This window comes from Pseudomonas sp. ef1 (genome assembly GCF_007293365.2).
GTDB classification, from domain to species: Bacteria; Pseudomonadota; Gammaproteobacteria; order Pseudomonadales; family Pseudomonadaceae; genus Aquipseudomonas; species Aquipseudomonas siliginis.
The window spans coordinates 5902476-5923330 of record NZ_CM129815.1 but is presented as its reverse complement, the minus strand read 5'-3'; the positions used below and the strand labels follow the sequence as shown (position 1 = coordinate 5923330).

Genomic DNA, 20855 nt, shown 5'->3' with positions numbered 1-20855 from the left:
AAACATTGGCCAGTTTTAGTGTTTTCGGGCTTGAGCACGGACGTACCAGAGCAGGCAGTTTTAACAGGCGCCGGCAGATGGACGAAGCCCTTGGAACATCGGGCTTTGCGCCCCTCCAGCGTTTGTAGATCGGGTGCAGAGCTGTCTGATTTGAGGCGGTTACGCTGGCAGATTTTGCCGCTTTTATTGAGAAACGCTTTCGATAACTTGCGCAACTTTTGCAAAAATGGCGATGGATTGTTGCTCTGAGTGATAAAAATTATTTCGGGATAAGACATGGTGTATAGGGCGCTACCTATCTACAATCGCCCGCACTGAATTCCCGACGCTGTTCAGCCTTTATCAAGGAACTGATCAGGAGGTCGGGTGTCGAGCGAGCCGCGAGGCTTTCGAGACACCCTGGTGTCGGTGCCTTTCCAATTTTCCGCACCAAATGGAATTGGTCTGTAACAAGGCCTTTGACCACGAATTCGAATAAGAACTGAACGCTGTCCCAAGGTTTTGTCGAGCGTGAGACGCGCGACGGGCGGCCCTTATTCAATCCAAAGAAAATGCCAACCCTTGGCAGGGTGAAGTGTTGGCGATCAAAACCCAACTGCATTGCGCAAGCTGCTTTAGAGGTCGTGAGATGAGTAAAAACAGGTACCCCAGATTACTAGGCCTAGTGCCGCTGCTCGGCACGTTGTTGCTGGGAGGCTGCAACATGACCTTGCTCAATCCAACGGGCCAGGTCGGCCTGGAACAGCGCAACCTGATCATCACCGCCACGCTGCTGATGCTGTTGGTCGTCGTGCCGGTCATCGTCATGACCTTCCTGTTTGCCTGGAAGTACCGCGCTTCGAACAAGAACGCCGTCTACACGCCGAAGTGGTCGCACTCGACCAAGATCGAAGTGGCCGTATGGACCATCCCGGTGCTGATCATCATCGCCCTGGGCTACATCACTTACATCTCGACTCACGAGCTGGACCCGTATCGTCCGATCGAGTCTGACGTCAAGCCGGTGACCATCGAAGTCGTCGCGCTGGACTGGAAGTGGCTGTTCATCTACCCGGAACAAGGCATTGCCACGGTCAACAAGATCGTGTTCCCGGCGCACACGCCAATCAACTTCAAGATCACCTCCGACGCCGTGATGAACTCGTTCTTCATCCCGGGCCTGGGCGGCCAGATCTACGCGATGGCGGGCATGCAGACCAAGCTGCACCTGATCGCTGACCGCAACGCTGAAATGGACGGTATCTCCGCCAACTACAGCGGTGCCGGTTTCACCGGTATGAAATTCAAGGCTATCTCCACCACTCAGGAAGATTTCGACGCCTGGGTAAGTGAAGTCAAGAAGTCGCCTAAACAGCTTGATCAGGCTGAATACGCGGCCCTGGCCAAACCGAGCCAGAACAACCCAGTCGAACTCTACTCGTCGGTCACGCCGAACCAGTTCCAGATCATCGTCGACAAGTACGAAGGTATGAAGCCGGGCAAGCCGCTGAAGCACGAGAAGAAAGAGAAAGAAGTGGCGGCCACGGATATTGACGCGGGTTCGCATTCAGCTGCCGGGGCAGAGGAGTAAACGATGTTTGGTAAATTAAGTTGGGAAGCAGTCCCATTCCACGAGCCGATCGTGATGGTGACCATCGCCATGATCGCCCTCGGTGGTCTGGCGCTGTTCGCTGCGATCACTTACTTCAAGAAGTGGACGTACCTGTGGACCGAGTGGCTGACTTCGGTCGACCACAAGAAAATCGGCGTGATGTACATCATCGTCGCCATGGTCATGCTGCTGCGCGGCTTTGCCGACGCGATCATGATGCGTACCCAGCTGGCCATGGCCACCGAGGGTTCGCCTGGCTACCTGCCACCTGAACACTATGACCAGATCTTCACCGCTCACGGTGTGATCATGATCATCTTCATGGCGATGCCATTCTTCACCGGCCTGATGAACCTTGCAGTGCCGCTGCAGATCGGCGCGCGTGACGTTGCGTTCCCGTTCCTGAACTCCCTGAGCTTCTGGCTGCTGGTGTCCGGCGTTGTGCTGATCAACCTGTCGCTGGGTGTCGGCGAGTTCGCCAAGACCGGTTGGGTTGCGTATCCGCCGCTGTCGGGTCTGCAATACAGTCCTGGCGTGGGTATGGATTACTACATCTGGGCGCTACAGCTATCCGGATTGGGTACGACGTTAACCGGGGTCAACTTCCTCGCGACCGTACTGAAAATGCGTACCCCTGGCATGAAACTGATGGACATGCCGATCTTCACCTGGACCTGCACCTGGGCAAACGTTCTGATCGTGGCTTCGTTCCCGATCCTGACCGCTACCCTGGCACTGCTGACCCTTGACCGTTACATGGATTTCCACATTTTCACCAATGAACTTGGTGGCAATCCAATGATGTACGTCAACCTGTTCTGGGCCTGGGGCCACCCTGAGGTTTACATCCTGATCCTGCCGGCATTCGGCATCTTCTCGGAAGTGATCTCGGCGTTCACCGGCAAGAAACTGTTCGGCCACCACTCGATGATCTACGCCTCGGGCGCGATCTCGGTACTGGGCTTCATGGTCTGGCTGCACCACTTCTTCACCATGGGTTCGGGTGCGAGCGTCAACGCCTTCTTCGGTCTGGCGACGATGCTGATTTCCATCCCGACGGGTGTGAAGCTGTTCAACTGGCTGTTCACCATCTACCAGGGCCGTCTGCGCTTCACCAGCCAGGTAATGTGGACACTGGGCTTCATGGTGACCTTCGCCATCGGCGGCATGACCGGCGTACTGCTGGCCATCCCGGGTGCTGACTTCGTGCTGCACAACAGCCTGTTCGTGATCGCGCACTTCCACAACGTGATCATCGGCGGTGCGGTATTCGGTTACATCGCTGGCTTCGCGTTCTACTTCCCGAAAGCGTTCGGCTTCAAGCTGCACGAAGGCTGGGGTAAAGCAGCGTTCTGGTTCTGGATCTCGGGCTTCTTCGTCGCGTTCATGCCGCTCTATGCACTGGGCTTCATGGGCATGACCCGTCGTCTGAACGCCACCACCAACCCTGAGTGGGTACCGTACCTGTACGTTGCCATGTTCGGTGCGGTGATGATTGCTGTGGGTATCGCCTGCCAACTGATCCAGCTGTACGTCAGTGTGCGCGACCGCAACAAGCCAGAGAACGTTTGCGATCACGGTGACCCGTGGAATGCACACACCCTGGAATGGTCGACCTCGTCGCCACCACCGTTCTACAACTTCGCTGTGCTGCCTAAGGCTGACTGCATCGACCCGTTCACCGAAGCCAAGGAAAACGGTACTGCGTACCAGCGTCCGGCCAAGTACGAGCCGATCCACATGCCGAACAACACCGCCACTGGCGTGGTGATGGGCGCGCTGTTGACCGTCTTCGGTTTCGCGATGATCTGGCACATCTGGTGGCTGGCGATCGCGAGCCTGGTGGGCACCGTCGTTTACTTCGTGATCCACGCTGCACGTGACGACCAGGGCTATATGGTTCCGGTTGAAACGATCGAGCGTATCGAAGCCGAGCAGCACAAGCGTCTGGTCGCGGCAGGGAAAATCCCGGCCAATGCCACCCGTGTTGAAACCTCGTTGGAACAGGCTTAAACCATGTCGAACTTAGTGACCAATGTTGGACACGCCCATGGTGACCATGGGCACGATGACCATCACCACGACTCGGGCGAGATGACCGTATACGGTTTCTGGCTCTACCTGATGACCGACTGCATTCTGTTTGCGTCGATCTTCGCGGTGTACGCAGTACTGGTAAACAACGTTGCCGGTGGCCCGTCGGGCCACGAGATCTTCGAACTGCCTTACGTGCTGGGCGAAACCGCTCTGCTGCTGTTCAGTTCGATCACCTACGGCTTCGCCATGCTGGCGTTGTACAAGGGCAAGAAGCAGGCGGTCCTGGGCTGGTTGTTCATGACCTTCCTGCTCGGCGCGGGCTTCATCGCGATGGAGATCAACGAGTTCCACCTGCTGATCTCCGAGGGCTTCGGTCCTAGCCGTTCGGGCTTCCTGTCGGCGTTCTTCACCCTGGTCGGTACCCACGGTCTGCACGTTTCGGCCGGTCTGATCTGGATGGGCGTCATGATGTATCAGGTCAACAAGCATGGCCTGACGTCGACCAACAAGACCCGTCTGAGCTGCCTGAGCCTGTTCTGGCACTTCCTGGACGTGGTCTGGATTTGCGTCTTCACCGTTGTTTACCTGATGGGGACTCTGTAATGGATAATGCACACTCCCATGACAGCCACGATGCTGGCCACGGCAGCGTCAAGTCGTACGCCATCGGCTTCATCCTGTCGGTAATCCTGACCGTCATTCCGTTCGGTCTGGTGATGTACCCGACCCTGCCGAAGTCGACGACGCTGGCAATCGTTCTGCTGTTCGCAGTGATCCAGGTGATCGTTCACCTGTATTACTTCCTGCACCTGGACCGTTCCATTGCACAGCGTAACAACGTGATCGCGTTCGTCTTCACGGCGATTGTGATCGTGCTGCTGGTTGGCCTGTCGCTGTGGATCATGTTCAGCATCCACACGTACATGATGGCGAAGTGAGGTAGACCCGATGTCGCTCAAGCACTTTATCCAAATCACCAAACCGGGGATCATTTTCGGTAACGTGCTTTCTGTGGCAGGCGGGTTCTTCCTGGCCTCGAAAGGGCATGTCGATCTGGCGGTGTTTCTGGCCGCCATGATCGGTACTTCCCTGGTCGTGGCCTCCGGTTGCGTGTTCAACAACTGCATCGACCGCGACATCGACCTGAAGATGGAACGCACCAAGAACCGTGTGCTGGTCCAGGGCCTCATCTCCCTGAAACTGGCCCTGGTTTACGCGACCATTCTGGGTGTTCTCGGCGTTGCCTTGTTGTACAAGGTGGCCAACCCGTTGGCTGCCTTGTTCGCAGTAATCGGCTTCATCATCTACGTCGGCTTCTACAGCCTGTACCTCAAGCGCAAGTCGGTTCACGGCACGCTGGTGGGCAGTCTGTCGGGGGCCATGCCGCCAGTGATCGGTTACGTTGCCGTGACCAACAGCTTCGACATGGCCGCACTGACCCTGCTGGTGATGTTCAGCCTGTGGCAGATGCCGCATTCCTACGCCATCGCGATTTTCCGTTTCAATGATTACCTGGCCGCATCGATTCCGGTGCTGCCAGTGAAACGCGGCATTCAAGTGGCGAAGAAGCACATCCTGCTCTACATCCTGGCGTTCCTCGTGGCGACCTTGATGCTGACCTTCAGCGGCTACGCCGGCATGAGCTACCTCGCCGTCGCCGCCGCCATGGGCATGTACTGGCTGTACATGGCCTGGACCGGCTACAAGGCAGTCGATGACACCGTCTGGGCACGCAAGCTGTTCGTGTTCTCGATCTTCACCATCACTGCGTTGAGCGTCATGATGTCCCTTGACTTCAAGGTGCCGACAGAGCTGTTGCTGACGTACGCGCCGTAAGGTTTGCAAGCTTCAGGAAAAACCCCGCACGTTGAGAGATGTGCGGGGTTTTTTGTTTATTCGAGCAGCGATTTGTTGATAGGCTGTCTATAGTCAAGCTGCTTATAGTTTGGCTATGCGAACAATCTTTTTTGAAACAACGATATTTACCAAAAGCGTTGGCCGCTATCTGACGGACGACGAATATCGAACATTGCAGAACTACCTTCAGAGCAATCCGCTTGCGGGCGATGTAATGCCTCGAACGGGTGGCTTCCGTAAGCTGCGCTGGGCTGATTCTCGCCGTGGCAAGGGAAGACGAGGCGGCTTGCGGGTTCTCTACTATTGGCTTATGAATGATGGTCAGTTCTGGATGTTCGCCATTTACGACAAAGATGAGCTTGAGAAGCTGACTGCCGAGCAAGAGAGGGCACTCAGGACAGCCATTGATAAAGAGTTGAAAAAACGAGGTACCCCATGAAAAAACGCGACCTGTTTGCAGAGTTAATGCAGGGCGTTGATGAGATGGCGGCTCAACGCGAGGGCAAGATCACACTGCGCAATACAGTGCTTGAGGACAAGCCTGTACCTGAAGTGGGCGCACAGGAAATTGTGGCTCTTCGAGAAAAACTGCATATGTCTCAAGCTGTTTTTGCCAGTCGAATCAGGACAAGTCCAAACACCCTTCGAAATTGGGAGCAGGAAAAGTCGAAGCCCAATGCTCAAGCAGCCTTATTGATACGACTGGTTGAAAAATTTCCAGATATGGTTGAGCGCTTGAACACTGTTTGAGCGCCGCTGAAGACCAGCTTGTGGTCCGGGGCATCCGAAAGGTTTAGGGCTTTTTGTTCCATCTACGCTGGTTGCACAACTTAGGCAAACGCCATAGATTTGGATCCAACCCCGACAGTAGTAGCTCCAAGCCATCTCCGGTGCTCGACTGTCTAACCCGTGCATTGATCAAAAGGCTGGGCGCAATGACCGAACGGATGACCTGCGATGAGCGCTTTATCGCCCTGGCCGAAGAACTCAACTATGAGATCTATGGCGAGAACACCGCCGGTGGCAATTACGCGCCGCTGATCCGTCATCACGACGAGCTGTACATCAGCGGGATGGTGCCGCGGGTCAATGGCAAGATTCTCTATCCCGGTCGCGTGGGGCTGGAATTGAACCTCAAGGATGCACAAGCAGCGGCGAGCATCAGCGCCATGCGTTGTCTGGCGCTGATCGTCGATGCGGTCGGTTCGCTGGACAAGATTCGCGCGTTGTTGCGGGTCACGGTGTATGTGAAGTCGACTGCTGACTTTGTCGACCTGAGCGAAGTAGCCAACGGCGCTTCGGATGTGTTCAGCCATGTGCTGGGCGATGCCGGACGGCATACGCGCACGACCATCGGCGTGTATCAGTTGCCGAAGAATGCGGCGATTGAAGTGGACATGATTGCGGCGTTGCATCCGTCGGCTTGAGGTTATCCCCGCCTCAAACAAAAAGCCCCGCCTGAATCTCAGCGCGGGGCTTTTTTGCAAGCGCTTGGCAGATTACTGCGCCGCGATGCTGTAACCATCAAACGCCGTCTGCTGCTGCAGCGCGGTGATGATGTTCTTGCGGTTCACCGCCTGTTCCGTACCGGCGTTATCGACGAAGGTTTCGCTCTCCAGCTCGGCTTCATCGCCTTCACCCACGAAAGTGAAACCGAGGAATTCCAGTGCCTCACGATCAACGTTCAGACGCGAACGCGGGGTGCGCATTGGCAGGGTCACGCTGGCGCCGTCCTTGCGGATGGTGAAGATTTCCACTTCTTTCTTCTTCGCAGCTTTGCTCTTGCCGCCGCTCGGATTGCTGATCGCCTGATGGGTCTGATTCAGCACTTTCAGCGCCAGACCATAGACGATTTCCTGAAACGCCGGATCGTCCTTGAAGCTGGACAGAATGCGTCCGATCGAGAACTTGCTGCTCAGATCTTCCAGCGCGGCGATGTCGGCTGCCTCGGCGTCTTTCAGGCGCTTGAGTTCGCCCATCAGCTCGTACGCCTTGTCGTCATCAAAGCTGTCATGCGCCTGACGGATCGCCGCACGCAATTCGCGGATCTGGTCGCTCTCGCGGGTCGACTGGAACGCGTCCAGGACCATCTCGCTGATGATTTTGGCCTGTGGCAGGTGTTGTGAAAGATTGATGGAGTTTTCGTATTCCGCTTTGGACGACTGGGTGACTACGGATTCAGCGGTGTTGAAATCGGACATTGAAATTTCACTACTTTTTAACTTGAGTTGAGGCGAGAAAGCACGAGGTCTTTTTCAGGCCGACTAATTTAGGGGAGCGGGGCGGCGTTGTCACGGAGCAACGGTCTGGTGGTCGGGATTTTTCCACTGCGCGCTATTTGCGGCGCTGACGTTCCATAGCAATCGCGGACGTCTCGAAGCCCACGCTGGCAAAGAAAGCTTCAGCGCCCTCGCGTCCAGCGCGTAGCACCCAAGTGATATCGGGGTTATCGCCCATGACATGCTCCACCAGTGCGCGGCCGATTCCCATGCGCCGATGCTGGTCATCGACCACCACCATCGACAGATAGCCATTAGAAACCTCATCAGTGATCGCCCGAGCGAAACCGACAATTTGCTCGCCTAAGAGCGCAACAGCTGTGCGCTGCGAATTGTGAATCAAACGAGCAAAAGATTCGGCATCGCCAATGCGATGGCCCCAGCCATGCTGGCTGAGAAACAGCCTTGCTGATTCTGTTTCGCTGGGATGCAATTCACGCACGGTAAGGCTGTCGTTCATGGGATGTTCAAGTCCTTATCAATTTCCATCGTGAATGATTACGGCCTGCCGACGTCAGGTTTCCCCCACGTACGCATCGCAAACTCGACAAAGCGTCTCAGCTTCGGCAGTCGATAGCGATCCTGCGCATACAACAGGTGCATCGGCCTGCTCGGTGGTTGGTAGTCCGTCATTACCCTGACCAGTTTGCCGTCGCGCAGATCCTGCTCCACCAGCGCGTCGGGCAGCATCATGATGCCCATGCCATTACGCGCCGCCTGATGCAAACCGGCGGAGCTGTTGATCAGCATCGGCCCGCTGACGTCGACTAGGACTTCACTTTCCGGGCCACTGAGACGCCAGCGTTTTTCCACCGATTGCCAGTCATCCCCAGCCGGATAGGCGAAGGACAGGCAATCGTGTTGCTGCAAATCCTGTGGCGTATGCGGCATGCCGCGCCGCGCGATGTATTGCGGGGAGGCGCAGACGGTCAGGGTGTAGTCGATCAAGGGCCGGGCGATCAGGTTGGACTGGTCGAAATTGCCTAAACGGAAGGCAACATCGAGGCCGTTCTCCAGCAGATCCGGACGGCTGTTGGTCAGCACCACGTCGAGCTTCACTTGCGGATAGAGCAAGGAGTATTCGCTGAGCGCCGGGGTCAGTCGTTCAACGCCGAAGGTCAGCGGCGCGGTGATACGCAGCAAGCCGCGCGGCTCGTCCGACGCTTGTTCGGCAAGGCGTTCGGAGTCGGCCACCAGGCCGAGCACTTCCAGGCAGCGCTGATAATAGACGCTGCCGAATTCGGTCAGGCGCTGGCGGCGCGTGGTGCGTTGCAGCAGTTGCACGCCGAGCCGTTGCTCCAGCGCGCGCAGATGATTGCCCACCATCGTCGTCGACATTTCGCACTTCGCAGCGGCGGCCGTCATGCTCCCGGTTTCGACCACTTTGACGTACACGCCCATCGACTGAAACAAATCCATTATCAAGCTCGGCTTTTAAATGATTGAAGTTTTTCCGGGTTTATCCAGCTCAGGTGGCTAACCATACTGCAAAAACACCGACCTGCAATGGAGTTTCACGTCATGACCGCCGCCCTGATGAACACCTACCAACCACTGGCCCTGAGTTTCACCAAGGGCCTGGGCACGCGCCTGTGGGATCAGGCGGGGCGCGAGTATCTGGATGCCGTTGCTGGTGTGGCAGTGACCAACGTCGGCCACTCGCATCCGCGCATCGTCGCGGCGATCAGCGAGCAAGCGGGGCTGCTGCTGCACACCTCAAACCTGTACAGCATCGACTGGCAGCAACAACTGGCCAAACGGCTGACGGTGTTGTCGGGCATGCAGCGCGCGTTCTTCAACAACTCCGGCGCCGAAGCGAACGAAACGGCGCTGAAACTGGCGCGTCTCTACGGCTGGCGCAAAGGCATCGAGGAGCCGCTGGTGGTGGTCATGGCCAACGCGTTTCATGGCCGCACCCTCGGCACGCTGTCCGCCAGCGATGGCCCGGCGGTGCGGCTTGGCTTCAACGAACTGCCGGGGGACTTCGTCAAAGTGCCGTTCGGCGATCTCGCCGCGCTGGAGCAAATACAGCGCAAACACGGCGCGCGCATCGTGGCGATTCTGGTCGAGCCGATTCAGGGCGAAAGCGGCGTACAAGTCGCACCGCCGGGTTATCTCAAGGCCCTGCGCGACCTGTGCAATCGCCACGCGTGGCTGCTGATGCTCGATGAAATCCAGACCGGCATCGGCCGCACCGGGCAGTGGTTCGCCTTTCAGCACGAAGGCATCGTGCCCGATGTCATGACCCTGGCCAAAGGCTTGGGCAATGGCGTGCCGATCGGCGCCTGCCTGGCCCGTGGCCGGGCGGCCGACCTGTTCACCCCGGGCAGCCACGGCAGCACTTTCGGCGGCAATCCGCTGGCCTGCCGGGTCGGCTGCACGGTGCTGGACATCATCGAAGAACAAGGCCTGCTGGCGAATGCGCGGGTGCAGGGCGCACGGCTGCTGGAACGCCTGCGCGCCGACCTTGCAGACAACCCGAACGTGCTGGCAATCCGGGGGCAGGGCCTCATGATCGGTATCGAACTGAAACAACCGGTGCGCGACCTGACGCTGATCGCTGCACGGGATCACGGCTTGTTGATCAACGTGACTCGTGGCAAGACCATCAGGTTGCTACCGCCGCTGACGATTGATGAGCGCGAGGTGGGGATGATTGTCAGAGGGGTTGGGCGGGCTCTGGCCGCACATTGATTGGTCTGCGCAAAACCCTGTGGGAGCGAGCCTGCTCGCGAAAGCGGTCGACTATTCACAGTAGGTGTCGACTGAAATTGCGCCTTCGCGAGCAGGCTCGCTCCCACAGATCAGCGCATGGCTTTAGTCCGGCGCATTTGCAAACTCCGGCGCCAGCATCCTCGTCTTCTCCGCCCCATTCGAGTTGTGCTGAACAATCTCGCTCGGCTGCCCCTGTTCATTGAAAAACACCTGTCCGATCCCCGCCGAATTCCACAGCCGTTCCCCGGCCTCGGCATGTTCCGGCGTGTACGGGACGATGCGCATCAGGCGGCGTTTGGTGAACCAGTTCAACGGTGAGCGTGGTGAGTAGAGCCAGCGGTTGAGACGGTCGAACCATTCCAGCAGCGTTGGCGGAAATTCGTTCTTGATGCCGCTGCTGGTGATCTGCCAGATCCGTGGGCCGGCCTTGCGGTGGCGGATCAGGACTTCGTAGACGAAGGAATAATGCACATCGCCGGACAGCACCACGTAGTTCCCCGGTGTGCGCGAGTGTCGGAAAATGTTCAGTATCACCTGCGCCGCGCCGCGATGGGCCATCCAGTTTTCCGCGTCGACCAGCAGCGGATAACCGCACCAGCTGAACACTTTCTGCACGGTTTCAATCAGCTTCACGCCAAAGATCGGCGCCGGCGACACGATGATTGCCGAAGGGTGATCGAGCAGTTCCTGTTGCAGTTCGCTCAAGGCTTCCCAGTCGAGCAGGCCCGACGGTTGCTTGAGGGCCATCTCGCTGCGCCAGCGCCGGGTGCGCGTATCTATCACCACCAGTGCCGGACTGCTCGGCAACACAAAATGCCACTGCTGAAAACGCAGCAACTGATCAATCAGATCGTCCTGCACCGGCATGTCCAGATAGCCGTCATCACCGCTGGCGCTCAGTTGCGCGGTCTGTTCCAGCACGTCCTTGAAGGCATCCGGATTGTTGCCCCAGCCCTGACACAACAGATAAGCAATCAGCGCGTTGCCGATGATGCGTTTGGAGAACGGATGGCCGTAGGCGGTTTCCTCCCACTGCGCAGAAAGATTCCAGTCATCGGTGATGTCGTGGTCATCGAAAATCATCAGGCTCGGCAGATGCGCCAGCGCCCGCGCGACATTGCCCAGGCCCGTCTTGAAGGCATCGATGCGCGTCTGCTCGAGGTGGTAGCGCTTGCGGCGTTCCGGCGTCAGCGTCGGCGCGCTCGGATTGATCAGCGACCACGGCGTCGGCGACCACACCAGCATGTACATGGCCATGACTTCGGCGAACGTCACCAGATGGTTGTCGGCACTGCTGCTGGTGAAAATCGGCTTACGCGCGCCACCGAAAAATCGCTCGCGCAAGGTCTCGTTGCTCTCTAGCGCCGGTAACAAATCCGCACGGTGGTAGTAGCTGGCCGGGTGTTGATAGAGCTTGGCGCTGTCGCTGACCACGGCACCGTCAAGGTGCTCATCGAACAGACCGAGACGCTCGATCAGGGCATGAATCGCCCGCAGCATCGGCCCGGCGACGTCGTCGGCATAAACCTGATCACCGCTCATCATCAGCAGCGCCGGACGAAGTTGCGCATCGGCTTCGTCGGCCAACAATTGATCGACGCAGAGCAAACCATCGGTTGCCGGATGATGCGGCTTGCGGCAGGAGCCGTGGAGCAATTGGTCGATCCGCGAACGCACGACGAGGTTCGCGCAGCTGGCACCAGGGTAAAGCAGATGAGGCGCCCACTCAGCCATACCGATGGCGTCATCGATCAGCAGGTCGTAAGCGATAAACGTGTCGCAGGGCAGGGCGCTTTCAAGCTGAACGTCTATCAGATGCACGAACGCATGACGGCCTACGGCAATGACCGTGCATTTCTGCGAGTCGAGCGGAATATCTCCTACACCTTGCAGGCGCAAGGTCAGCGACAGTTCACGCGAGCCCACCAGCCACAGCACCACGCGCGTCGGCTCCAGCCGCCGCAGCAACGGACCGGCCAGGACAGGAGGCAGCGAGATCAGGTCATCAGGTGTTGAAAACATCGAGGGCAAAGCTCAAGGCGCACAGGCCGGCGATGATAGCGCAGCCGGCGCCTTGATCCCTTAAATGAGTCTTAAGAGTCGGCTTTTTGCAGTTTCAGCGCCAGCAAACGCCACTCCCCAGCCGTCGCATCAACCCGTGGCAATTCCTGCACGGAGCAATCGAAACGGTAGGTGACATCGTCGCCATTCATGTTGCGCGCAGTGACGCTGTTGCTGAAGCTGTAGACCTGATCCTTGTAGCGATGACTGACCAGCGCTTTGCTGTCAGCAAAACGCGCCGAAGCGGGATAACGCAGGGTGCTGGTGACAAACGGGCTGCACATGACATACGCGATCATCGACTTGTCGGCCTGTGCGTCGCCGCGCAACTTCTTGTTCAGCGCGGCGAGGGCCATGCGACCCTCGTAGTCGCTTTGATTCAGCACCGTCTGTACCGCCATTGATTTCGGTGCCCGGCTGACGTTATTCGGCAACAGTGCGGAGTCCGGGGGGAAGGCTTGTCGTCCGCTTCGATGGCAGCATAAACCGGCGCATCTTTCAGCTCGGTGACGGGCGTGACTGCCTCGGCTTCAGGCAGTACAGAGGTCGACTCGACGACTGGCGTGTTTTGCGCCTGCGCCTCGTGATCGAACGACGAAGGAAACAGCGAAAAGGTGATCGACAACATCACCAGCCCGACAATGAACCCACCCGCCGCGCCAACGATGTTGCCGTAGAAAATATTCCAGCTGCCGCGGTTCTTCACCACCCAGCGCCACATGAAACCCCAGACAGCGACGAACGCCAGAAAACGCAAAAACTCCATTTGATCCTTTCCTTACCTTTCAACAATCCAAGCGCGGCGCGAGACGATCAGCGAGCCCCGACGATGCGCGGCAAGATAGCAAAATAGACGCGCCGTCCGGCTACGGTTGCGGAAAATAATTCGCCGCCAGAAAAATCAACGTGACCATGCCGGCGGCAACGCCACAGACGCCCGCGAGCAGTTGACGTGCAACCGGATGCGCCGGCTGTCGACGCTTGGCGATCCACAACCACACACCCGCCAGAACGCCCGCGCTGGTCATGAACACCACCAGGCTGTTATGCAGTCCCGGCGCTGCCATGGTGGTGCCGAACAGACCGTCATAGAGCAGTGTGAAGACAATGCCCGCCACCACAGCGCTGCCCGCTCCGGCGAGGTTTGCCAACAACAGATTCCAGTGCCCACGCTGTCGTACCACCCAGAACCACATTGCCGCCATGACCACTAAACACAACACAGCATCCATCGGATTTCTTTCCTTGCCACGAGACAGAGGCGACAACTTGGTCGCCTGTTGAGAGTGGACGGAACGATAGCAAAATAGTAGCGTCGCGCCATGCCTTCTCTGTAATGGACTACTCATGTTTTCCACAACTCGTTTGCCGCAACTGCTCGGCGTACTCACCCTTGTCGCCGTCATCACCCCGACCTTCTGCTTCGCGAAAGAACACCCGCAAGCCAGCTGGGATTACTACCTCGCCAATTGCCAGCGGATGCAGGAGACAATCGCCGACGTCCAGAGCGGTCGCGTCTCCGCTGCCTATGCACTAACGTCCGGCCTGCAAGACAGCCTCGCCTCCATGAACGAGCGCCGCCTTAACCTGCTACCGCAACACCTCGACTCCAGCGAGTATGCCCACTGCGAAAACGTCGCGGCCCATGCCGAGGCAACCCTGGCCCAAGGCAAAGCCGAGTTCGCCGCGCAAATGCAACGCGGTGTGGAGGAGGGCCGAATTGCGCACCAGAACTCCCCCGCCTATCAACGCGCCCGTTCCCTCGGCTACAGCGACGTCGGCGACATCTCCTTCCTGAAACTGCACGAAGACACTGACGGCGAAGCCCGTCTGAAAACCATGCTCATCACCGTCGACGAAATCTGCGGCCAATACTTCCGCGCCACGCAATACGTGAAGCCGTATGTGATCTACACAGTGCGACCGTCGGATGGCGGCTGTGGCGAAGTGAAGCGTGTTGCGATAGTTGGCGGAGGGCAACCAGAGAAGGGCGACTACATCGATCCCAATGGCGAATTTCAATACATGGGCTGGAAAAAACTGGTGGGCGCTGACGGCTTCCCAACGGATATTCGAGTGCTGAAAGCACGTCGCTGACAGGAGAGATACTGGCGTGGCTGTAGCGTGGCACTCAAAGAATGTCGCGCAGATACCCTTTCAGCGCGAGCAGCGGCTGACCCAACTGCTCCACCGACCGCGCCTGAGCCAACTCCGCCGACAACTTGCCCAACTCCCGCCCCAACGGCTTCTCGACCCCACCCAAGGCATCCAGCGCCAGGTTCAGGCATTCGTTCATCTTGAACTGAATGGCCTCGACATCGCCGCGTTTCACCAGTAACTCGAAAACGTCTTTCTGATAATCGCCCATGACCATGTCATCGCGCAGGATCGGGCTCAGGCCCTCTTCTTCGTAGGCAAGTTTGAGGGAGAAGAGGGCGACGGTTTCCAGTGAGGTTTCCATGGGGATGTCTGTCAGTGAAGTGAAGGGCTTGAAACCAATGCGCGAAATGCCAGAGGAGGTTTGACGTGCGGGCGTGATTATACGGGCGGGGATCGCACTCGAGGCAACCAGCAATCGGGGATCTAAACCCACAAGCTCGCAGCATTGACATCCACTTTGATACGACGCTTTGATTACAAAAACTGAACATCAGCGGAGCGATCATCATGGAATACGACATGAAACTGATCGACGACGCCGTCCTTGCTCTCCTGGCTGCCTATAGCTCCGACGACGGCAATGCGTGGAACGGCTATGACTTCGAAATCATGAACCGCTTGCACGAACAGGGTTTGATCAGTAATCCGGTGAACCGGAACAAATCGATATGGTTGACAGAGGAAGGGTTGGAGCGGGGGCGGGAGATTGCTGGGCGGATGTTTGGGGCTAAGGAATAGGTTGGGCAAGCGCCCGATTCTGGACTTGAGCTGTTGCTCGGCAAGATGACGTCAGTTTTGGCCATGGCTCGCCATAGCGATATGCATACGATTGTCGTCGGTGCGGTTACACGCAGATCTGCAGACGAAACGGTAGCGAGTTACTGGATAAGGAATCGGAGGATTTTTGCATTGGGACATCATCTGAATGAACCACAACTGACTAGGGTCAGAGATGCCTTATCGGAGCCTTTCAATCATTTCCCCACTGATTACGACTACGTCGTTCGTCAGCTCAAGGGCGTTGATCCAGCGGTGCTCTACAAGATTTTTTATTCAGAAGTAGCGCCAGTGTGTTTCACAAACATTGCTGCAGTTCTGCCCACTGTATGGACTGGGTTTGACCCTGACTGGCTCAGAACCGAGATAGAGGAGAGGCTCGCGGCGCGACGGCGCAATTGGTTTCGCAGGCAGTACGACAGATTGTTGGTGCGTTGGTTGGAGTACAACTATGACTACATGTGGAAGGAGATAGCCTCTAGGCTATGAGGACGGTTGCATGCGGTTTGGTATTCCTCGATGGTAAAAGCCACCTTTTGTTTCACCTATGCGGTGATTCAGGTCGCTTCAAGCTCAATCGTCGGGCGGGGCTTTAGTGGCCGGCATTGCACCAACCACTTTCCACCAGACGAAAAAAAAGGCCCTGCTTTCGCAAGACCTTTTTTTCTGTGTTGGTGCCCCGAGGGAGACTCGAACTCCCACTCCTTTCGAAAACGGATTTTGAATCCGCCGCGTCTACCAATTCCGCCATCAGGGCTCAATGGCGGCGAAGTATAGAGAGGTGATTACCGTTGGTCAATCACGTTTCATGGTCAATTTTCGATATTTCCGCTAGACTTTCCGGCCCTGCTAGACGAACCCCATCATGCGCGTTGCTGACTTTACTTTCGAGCTTCCTGATTCGCTGATCGCCCGCCATCCGTTGGCCGAGCGTCGCGGTAGTCGCCTGCTGACCCTTGATGGGCCGAGCGGCGCCCTGGCACACCGTCAATTCACTGATTTGCTTGAGCATTTGCGCCCGGGCGATTTGATGGTGTTCAACAATACCCGGGTGATTCCGGCGCGGCTGTTCGGGCAGAAAGCGTCCGGCGGCAAGCTGGAAATTCTCATTGAGCGCGTGCTCGATGCGCACCGCGTGCTGGCTCATGTCCGCTCCAGCAAGTCGCCGAAGCCGGGTTCGAAGATCCTTATCGATGGCGGTGGCGAAGCCGAGATGCTCGCGCGTCATGATGCGCTGTTCGAGCTGGGTTTTGCCGAGGAAGTCTTGCCGCTGCTCGACCGCGTCGGGCACATGCCGTTGCCTCCTTATATAGACCGCCCGGATGAAGGCTCGGATCGCGAGCGTTATCAGACCGTGTATGCCCAGCGTCTGGGTGCGGTGGCGGCGCCGACGGCGGGGCTGCATTTCGATGAGCCGCTGATGCAGGCGATTGCTGCCAAGGGCGTCGAGACTGCATTCGTGACATTGCACGTCGGCGCGGGGACGTTCCAGCCGGTGCGTGTCGAGAAGATCGAAGATCACCATATGCACAGCGAGTGGCTGGAAGTCGGCCAGGATGTGGTCGATGCGGTCGCTGCGTGCCGTGCGCGTGGCGGTCGGGTGATTGCGGTCGGCACCACCAGCGTGCGTTCGCTGGAAAGTGCGGCGCGCGATGGTGTGCTCAAGCCGTTCAGTGGCGACACCGACATCTTTATCTATCCGGGCCGGCCGTTTCATGTAGTCGATGCCCTGGTGACCAATTTCCATTTGCCGGAATCCACGCTGTTGATGCTGGTTTCGGCGTTTGCCGGTTATCCCGAAACCATGGCCGCCTACAAGGCCGCCGTGGAAAACGGCTACCGCTTTTTCAGTTACGGGGATGCGATGTTCATCACCCGCAATCCCGCTCCAACTGCCCCTGAACAGACAGGCCCAGAGGAAACAGAATGAGTCGCGAATGTCGAATGTCCTTTGAGCTGCTGGCCACCGATGGCAAGGCTCGTCGTGGTCGCCTGACCTTCCCCCGTGGCACCGTCGAGACCCCGGCGTTCATGCCGGTCGGCACCTACGGCACGGTCAAGGGCATGCTGCCGCGCGACATCGTCGCCACTGGCGCGGAAATCATTCTGGGCAACACCTTTCACCTGTGGCTGCGTCCCGGCACTCAAGTGATCAAGGAGCACGGCGACCTGCACGATTTCATGCAGTGGAAAGGCCCGATCCTCACCGACTCCGGCGGCTTCCAGGTGTTCAGCCTCGGCGCGATGCGCAAGATCAAGGAGGAGGGCGTGACCTTCGCTTCTCCGGTCGACGGCGCCAAAGTGTTCATGGGGCCGGAAGAGTCGATGCAGGTGCAGCGCGATCTCGGTTCCGACATTGTGATGATCTTCGACGAATGCACGCCGTATCCGGCTGACGAAGACGTCGCGCGGGTATCGATGGAGCTGTCGTTGCGTTGGGCCCAGCGTTCGAAGAATGCCCACGGTGACAACACCGCAGCGCTGTTCGGCATCGTTCAGGGCGGCATGCATGAAAACCTGCGCATGCGCTCGCTCGAAGGCCTCGACAAGATAGGCTTCGACGGCCTCGCCATCGGCGGTCTGTCGGTGGGCGAACCGAAGCACGAAATGATCAAGGTGCTGGATTATCTGCCGGGCCAGATGCCCGCTGACAAACCTCGTTACCTTATGGGCGTTGGCAAACCGGAAGATCTGGTTGAGGGTGTGCGCCGCGGGGTGGACATGTTCGATTGCGTGATGCCAACCCGTAATGCCCGCAATGGGCATCTGTTCATCGATACCGGTGTGCTGAAGATCCGTAACGCGTTCCATCGCCATGATGAATCGCCGCTGGATCCGACCTGCGATTGCTACACCTGCCAGAACTTCTCGCGCGCTTATCTGCATCACCTGGACAAGTGCGGCGAAATGCTCGGCAGCATGCTCAATACCATCCATAACTTGCGCCATTATCAGGTGCTGATGGCTGGTTTGCGCGAGGCTATTCAACAGGGTACATTGGCCGCCTTTGTCGATGCCTTCTACGCCAAACGCGGACTTCCCGTCCCGCCTTTGGACTGAGTTTTCTGACCCCAAGATTCAACATTTGCAACTGGAGTGCTAAATGAGCTTTTTTATCTCTAACGCCATGGCTGACGCAGCTGCACCGGCTGCTGCAAGCCCAATGGGCGGCGGCTTCGAGTGGATTTTCCTGGTCGGCTTCCTGGTCATCTTCTACCTGATGATCTGGCGTCCACAGGCCAAGCGCGCCAAAGAGCAGAAGAACCTGCTGAGCAGCCTGCAGAAGGGCGACGAAGTCGTGACCACTGGCGGCATCGCCGGCAAGATCACCAAGGTTGCCGATGATTTCGTGGTTCTGGAAGTTTCCGACACCGTGGAAATGAAGTTCCAGAAAGGCGCCATCGCCGCCACGCTGCCAAAAGGCACGCTGAAAGCGATCTAAGAGCAACAACTTCTACTCAATCGACGGGGCGCGCAAGGCGCCCCGCGTTCATAACGGGCGGCGTGATGCTGAACAAATACCCTCTGTGGAAATACATTCTGATCCTGGCGGTGCTGGCGATCGGTCTGATTTATTCCGCTCCCAATCTTTATCCTGATGACCCGGCCATTCAGATCAGCGGCGCCAGCACGGCTCTGCAGGTCAATGACGCCGATCTGGCTCGCGTCAGCACAGCGCTGAAAGAGTCCGGCATCAACGTCAAGGCGGCTACGCTGACGGCAGGCGGCAAGGGCGGTCTGATCCGTCTGAGCAAGGCTGAAGACCAGCTGCCGGCCAAGGATGTTGTGCGCAAGGCATTGGGTGATGACTACGTCGTCGCGCTGAACCTGGCACAGACCACCCCGCAATGGCTGCGCAACCTCGGTGCGCACCCGATGAAGCTGGGTCTGGACTTGTCCGGTGGTGTGCACTTCCTGCTCGAAGTGGACATGGACAAAGCCCTCGATGCGCGCCTGAAAGTCTACGAAGGCGACGTCAAGAGCCTGCTGCGCAAAGAGAAGCTGCGCTATCGCAGCCTGCCGCAACTGGGCGGTGCCATTCAGTTGGGCTTCAGCGATGAAGATTCTCGCGAACAGGCCCGTGCGCTGATCCGCAAGAATTTCAACGATTTCGACATTGTTCCGGCCGATCTCAACGGTCAACCGGTGCTGCGTCTGGCGATGACCCCGGCCAAGCTGGCGGAAATCCGTGAATACTCCATCAAGCAGAACCTGACCACGGTACGTAACCGCGTCAACGAGCTGGGTGTTGCCGAACCGATCGTGCAGCGTCAGGGCGCCAACCGTATCGTGGTTGAGCTGCCGGGCGTGCAGGACACTGCCGAAGCCAAGCGTATCCTCGGCAAGACGGCCAACCTCGAGTTCCGTCTGGCCGCCGAGCCGGGCGCTTCGAAAGCCACTTCCGAGTCGTTCGAATTCCGCGAAGGCAACCGTCCGCCAGCGCAGATCGAGCGTGGTCTGATCATCACCGGTGACCAGGTCACCGACGCCAAGGCCGGTTTCGGCGAGCACGGCACGCCTGAAGTGAACATCCGTCTGGATGGCCACGGTGGCGAGCTGATGAGCCGCGCGACCCGTTCCAACGTCGGTCGCAGCATGGCGGTGATCTTCATCGAACAGCGTCCGGTCACCACTTACACCAAGCAAGTGGTCGATGGCGTCGAGAAAGACGTTGCGGTGCAGACGTTCAAGGAAGAGAAGAAGATCATCAGCCTGGCGACCATCCAGTCGCCGCTGGGTGCGCAGTTCCGCATCACTGGCCTGAACGGTCAGGGCGAGTCGTCCGAGCTGGCACTGCTGCTGCGTGCCGGTGGTCTGGCTGCACCGATGTACTTCGCTGAAGAGCGCACAATCGGTCCGAGCCTGGGTGCTGACAACATCACCAAAGGTATCGACGCTTCCCTGTGGGGCATGCTGTTCGTATCGCTGTTCATCATCGCCATCTACCGCTTCTTCGGCGTCATCGCCACCGTCGCGCTGGCGGTGAACATGGTGCTGCTGCTGGCATTGATGTCGTTGCTGGGCGCCACGCTGACCCTGCCGGGTATCGCCGGTATCGTCCTGACCATGGGTATGGCGGTCGACGCCAACGTACTGATCTTCTCGCGGATTCGTGAAGAGATCGCCGCCGGCATGACTGTGCAGCGGGCAATCAACGAAGGCTTCGGCCGGGCATTTACTGCGATTCTCGACGCCAACCTGACCACTTTGCTGGTCGGCGGCATTCTCTTCGCCATGGGCACCGGCCCGGTGAAGGGTTTCGCAGTGACCATGTCCCTCGGGATCTTTACCTCGATGTTCACGGCCATCATGGTGACCCGCGCAATGGTCAACCTGATCTTTGGCGGACGTGACTTCAAGAAGTTGTGGATTTAAGG

24 protein-coding genes and 1 tRNA gene are annotated in these 20855 nt (G+C 58.0%); 16 read left to right on the top strand and 9 right to left on the bottom strand.

Annotated features, from left to right (window positions below; translation table 11 throughout):
- Positions 1-628: 628 nt before the first annotated feature.
- From cyoA to FEE99_RS27005, 8 genes are all read left to right on the top strand, one after another.
- Positions 629-1570, top strand: a complete 942-nt coding sequence (gene cyoA / locus FEE99_RS27040; RefSeq protein ID WP_024014231.1) for a ubiquinol oxidase subunit II — start codon at positions 629-631, stop codon at positions 1568-1570.
- A gap of 3 nt (positions 1571-1573) precedes the next feature.
- Complete coding sequence (gene cyoB / locus FEE99_RS27035) at positions 1574-3604, top strand: cytochrome o ubiquinol oxidase subunit I (protein WP_041479948.1); 2031 nt, start codon at positions 1574-1576, stop codon at positions 3602-3604.
- A 3-nt stretch (positions 3605-3607) separates the two neighbouring features.
- A complete protein-coding gene (cyoC, locus tag FEE99_RS27030; RefSeq protein ID WP_041479947.1) occupies positions 3608-4231 on the top strand; it encodes a cytochrome o ubiquinol oxidase subunit III in 624 nt (207 codons plus the stop codon).
- Positions 4231-4566, top strand: coding sequence for a cytochrome o ubiquinol oxidase subunit IV (cyoD, locus tag FEE99_RS27025; protein ID WP_041479946.1), 336 nt, complete (start codon positions 4231-4233; stop codon positions 4564-4566). Before cyoC ends, cyoD begins: the two co-directional genes overlap by 1 nt.
- A gap of 10 nt (positions 4567-4576) precedes the next feature.
- A complete protein-coding gene (gene cyoE, locus FEE99_RS27020; protein ID WP_016773305.1) occupies positions 4577-5464 on the top strand; it encodes a heme o synthase in 888 nt (295 codons plus the stop codon).
- Between the two features lie 115 nt (positions 5465-5579).
- A complete protein-coding gene (locus tag FEE99_RS27015) occupies positions 5580-5924 on the top strand; it encodes a hypothetical protein (protein WP_041479945.1) in 345 nt (114 codons plus the stop codon).
- Positions 5921-6235 (top strand): helix-turn-helix domain-containing protein, encoded by a 315-nt coding sequence (locus FEE99_RS27010; protein WP_041479944.1) that lies wholly within the window; start codon positions 5921-5923, stop codon positions 6233-6235. Before FEE99_RS27015 ends, FEE99_RS27010 begins: the two co-directional genes overlap by 4 nt.
- A 185-nt stretch (positions 6236-6420) precedes the next feature.
- The gene (locus FEE99_RS27005; RefSeq protein ID WP_041479943.1) at positions 6421-6912 is read left to right on the top strand and encodes a RidA family protein; all 492 of its coding nucleotides are present in this window, start codon (positions 6421-6423) and stop codon (positions 6910-6912) included.
- 72 nt (positions 6913-6984) lie between these two features.
- On the opposite strand, the gene FEE99_RS27000 is transcribed toward FEE99_RS27005, so the two are convergent.
- The 3 genes from FEE99_RS27000 to FEE99_RS26990 all read right to left on the bottom strand — a co-directional run bounded on the left by FEE99_RS27000 (position 6985) and on the right by FEE99_RS26990 (position 9183).
- The gene (locus FEE99_RS27000) at positions 6985-7686 is read right to left on the bottom strand and encodes a hypothetical protein (protein ID WP_041479942.1); all 702 of its coding nucleotides are present in this window, start codon (positions 7684-7686) and stop codon (positions 6985-6987) included.
- A gap of 133 nt (positions 7687-7819) precedes the next feature.
- On the bottom strand, positions 7820-8224 hold the full coding sequence (locus FEE99_RS26995; protein ID WP_041479941.1) for a GNAT family N-acetyltransferase: 405 nt from the start codon (positions 8222-8224) through the stop codon (positions 7820-7822).
- A 38-nt stretch (positions 8225-8262) separates the two neighbouring features.
- A complete protein-coding gene (locus FEE99_RS26990; RefSeq protein WP_041479940.1) occupies positions 8263-9183 on the bottom strand; it encodes a LysR family transcriptional regulator in 921 nt (306 codons plus the stop codon).
- A 102-nt stretch (positions 9184-9285) separates the two neighbouring features.
- Between FEE99_RS26990 and FEE99_RS26985 the strand changes: the two genes are divergently transcribed.
- On the top strand, positions 9286-10458 hold the full coding sequence (locus tag FEE99_RS26985; protein ID WP_041479939.1) for an aspartate aminotransferase family protein: 1173 nt from the start codon (positions 9286-9288) through the stop codon (positions 10456-10458).
- Between the two features lie 123 nt (positions 10459-10581).
- Here FEE99_RS26985 and FEE99_RS26980 read toward each other — a convergent pair whose 3' ends face one another.
- The 4 genes from FEE99_RS26980 to FEE99_RS26965 all read right to left on the bottom strand — a co-directional run bounded on the left by FEE99_RS26980 (position 10582) and on the right by FEE99_RS26965 (position 13772).
- Positions 10582-12501, bottom strand: coding sequence for an alkaline phosphatase D family protein (locus tag FEE99_RS26980; RefSeq protein WP_041479938.1), 1920 nt, complete (start codon positions 12499-12501; stop codon positions 10582-10584).
- Positions 12502-12572: 71 nt separating this feature from the next.
- Positions 12573-12926, bottom strand: a complete 354-nt coding sequence (locus tag FEE99_RS26975) for a hypothetical protein (RefSeq protein ID WP_447121744.1) — start codon at positions 12924-12926, stop codon at positions 12573-12575.
- Positions 12920-13306, bottom strand: a complete 387-nt coding sequence (locus FEE99_RS26970) for a hypothetical protein (RefSeq protein ID WP_447121743.1) — start codon at positions 13304-13306, stop codon at positions 12920-12922. Before FEE99_RS26970 ends, FEE99_RS26975 begins: the two co-directional genes overlap by 7 nt.
- Positions 13307-13406: 100 nt before the next feature.
- Positions 13407-13772: a hypothetical protein gene (locus FEE99_RS26965; protein ID WP_041479936.1), complete on the bottom strand. Its 366-nt coding sequence runs from the start codon at positions 13770-13772 to the stop codon at positions 13407-13409.
- A 115-nt stretch (positions 13773-13887) separates the two neighbouring features.
- Between FEE99_RS26965 and FEE99_RS26960 the strand changes: the two genes are divergently transcribed.
- Entirely contained in the window at positions 13888-14637 is a 750-nt protein-coding gene (locus tag FEE99_RS26960) for a hypothetical protein (protein ID WP_041479935.1), read from the top strand.
- 34 nt (positions 14638-14671) lie between these two features.
- On the opposite strand, the gene FEE99_RS26955 is transcribed toward FEE99_RS26960, so the two are convergent.
- Complete coding sequence (locus FEE99_RS26955) at positions 14672-15001, bottom strand: hypothetical protein (RefSeq protein ID WP_041479934.1); 330 nt, start codon at positions 14999-15001, stop codon at positions 14672-14674.
- A gap of 218 nt (positions 15002-15219) precedes the next feature.
- On the opposite strand from FEE99_RS26955, the gene FEE99_RS26950 reads away from it, so the two are divergent.
- Positions 15220-15438, top strand: a complete 219-nt coding sequence (locus tag FEE99_RS26950; protein WP_237143789.1) for a DUF6429 family protein — start codon at positions 15220-15222, stop codon at positions 15436-15438.
- A 171-nt stretch (positions 15439-15609) separates the two neighbouring features.
- On the top strand, positions 15610-15966 hold the full coding sequence (locus tag FEE99_RS26945; protein ID WP_041480032.1) for a DUF7079 family protein: 357 nt from the start codon (positions 15610-15612) through the stop codon (positions 15964-15966).
- Positions 15967-16149: 183 nt separating this feature from the next.
- Here FEE99_RS26945 and FEE99_RS26940 read toward each other — a convergent pair.
- Positions 16150-16234 (bottom strand) — tRNA-Leu (locus FEE99_RS26940).
- A 108-nt stretch (positions 16235-16342) separates the two neighbouring features.
- Here FEE99_RS26940 and queA point away from each other — a divergent pair.
- From queA to secD, 4 genes are all read left to right on the top strand, one after another.
- Entirely contained in the window at positions 16343-17407 is a 1065-nt protein-coding gene (queA, locus tag FEE99_RS26935; protein ID WP_016773315.1) for a tRNA preQ1(34) S-adenosylmethionine ribosyltransferase-isomerase QueA, read from the top strand.
- Positions 17408-17421: 14 nt separating this feature from the next.
- Positions 17422-18537 (top strand): tRNA guanosine(34) transglycosylase Tgt, encoded by a 1116-nt coding sequence (gene tgt, locus FEE99_RS26930; RefSeq protein WP_160768392.1) that lies wholly within the window; start codon positions 17422-17424, stop codon positions 18535-18537.
- Positions 18538-18580: 43 nt separating this feature from the next.
- Positions 18581-18919, top strand: a complete 339-nt coding sequence (gene yajC, locus FEE99_RS26925) for a preprotein translocase subunit YajC (RefSeq protein WP_016773317.1) — start codon at positions 18581-18583, stop codon at positions 18917-18919.
- A gap of 65 nt (positions 18920-18984) precedes the next feature.
- On the top strand, positions 18985-20853 hold the full coding sequence (gene secD / locus FEE99_RS26920; RefSeq protein WP_016773318.1) for a protein translocase subunit SecD: 1869 nt from the start codon (positions 18985-18987) through the stop codon (positions 20851-20853).
- The last annotated feature ends 2 nt before the right edge of the window (positions 20854-20855 follow it).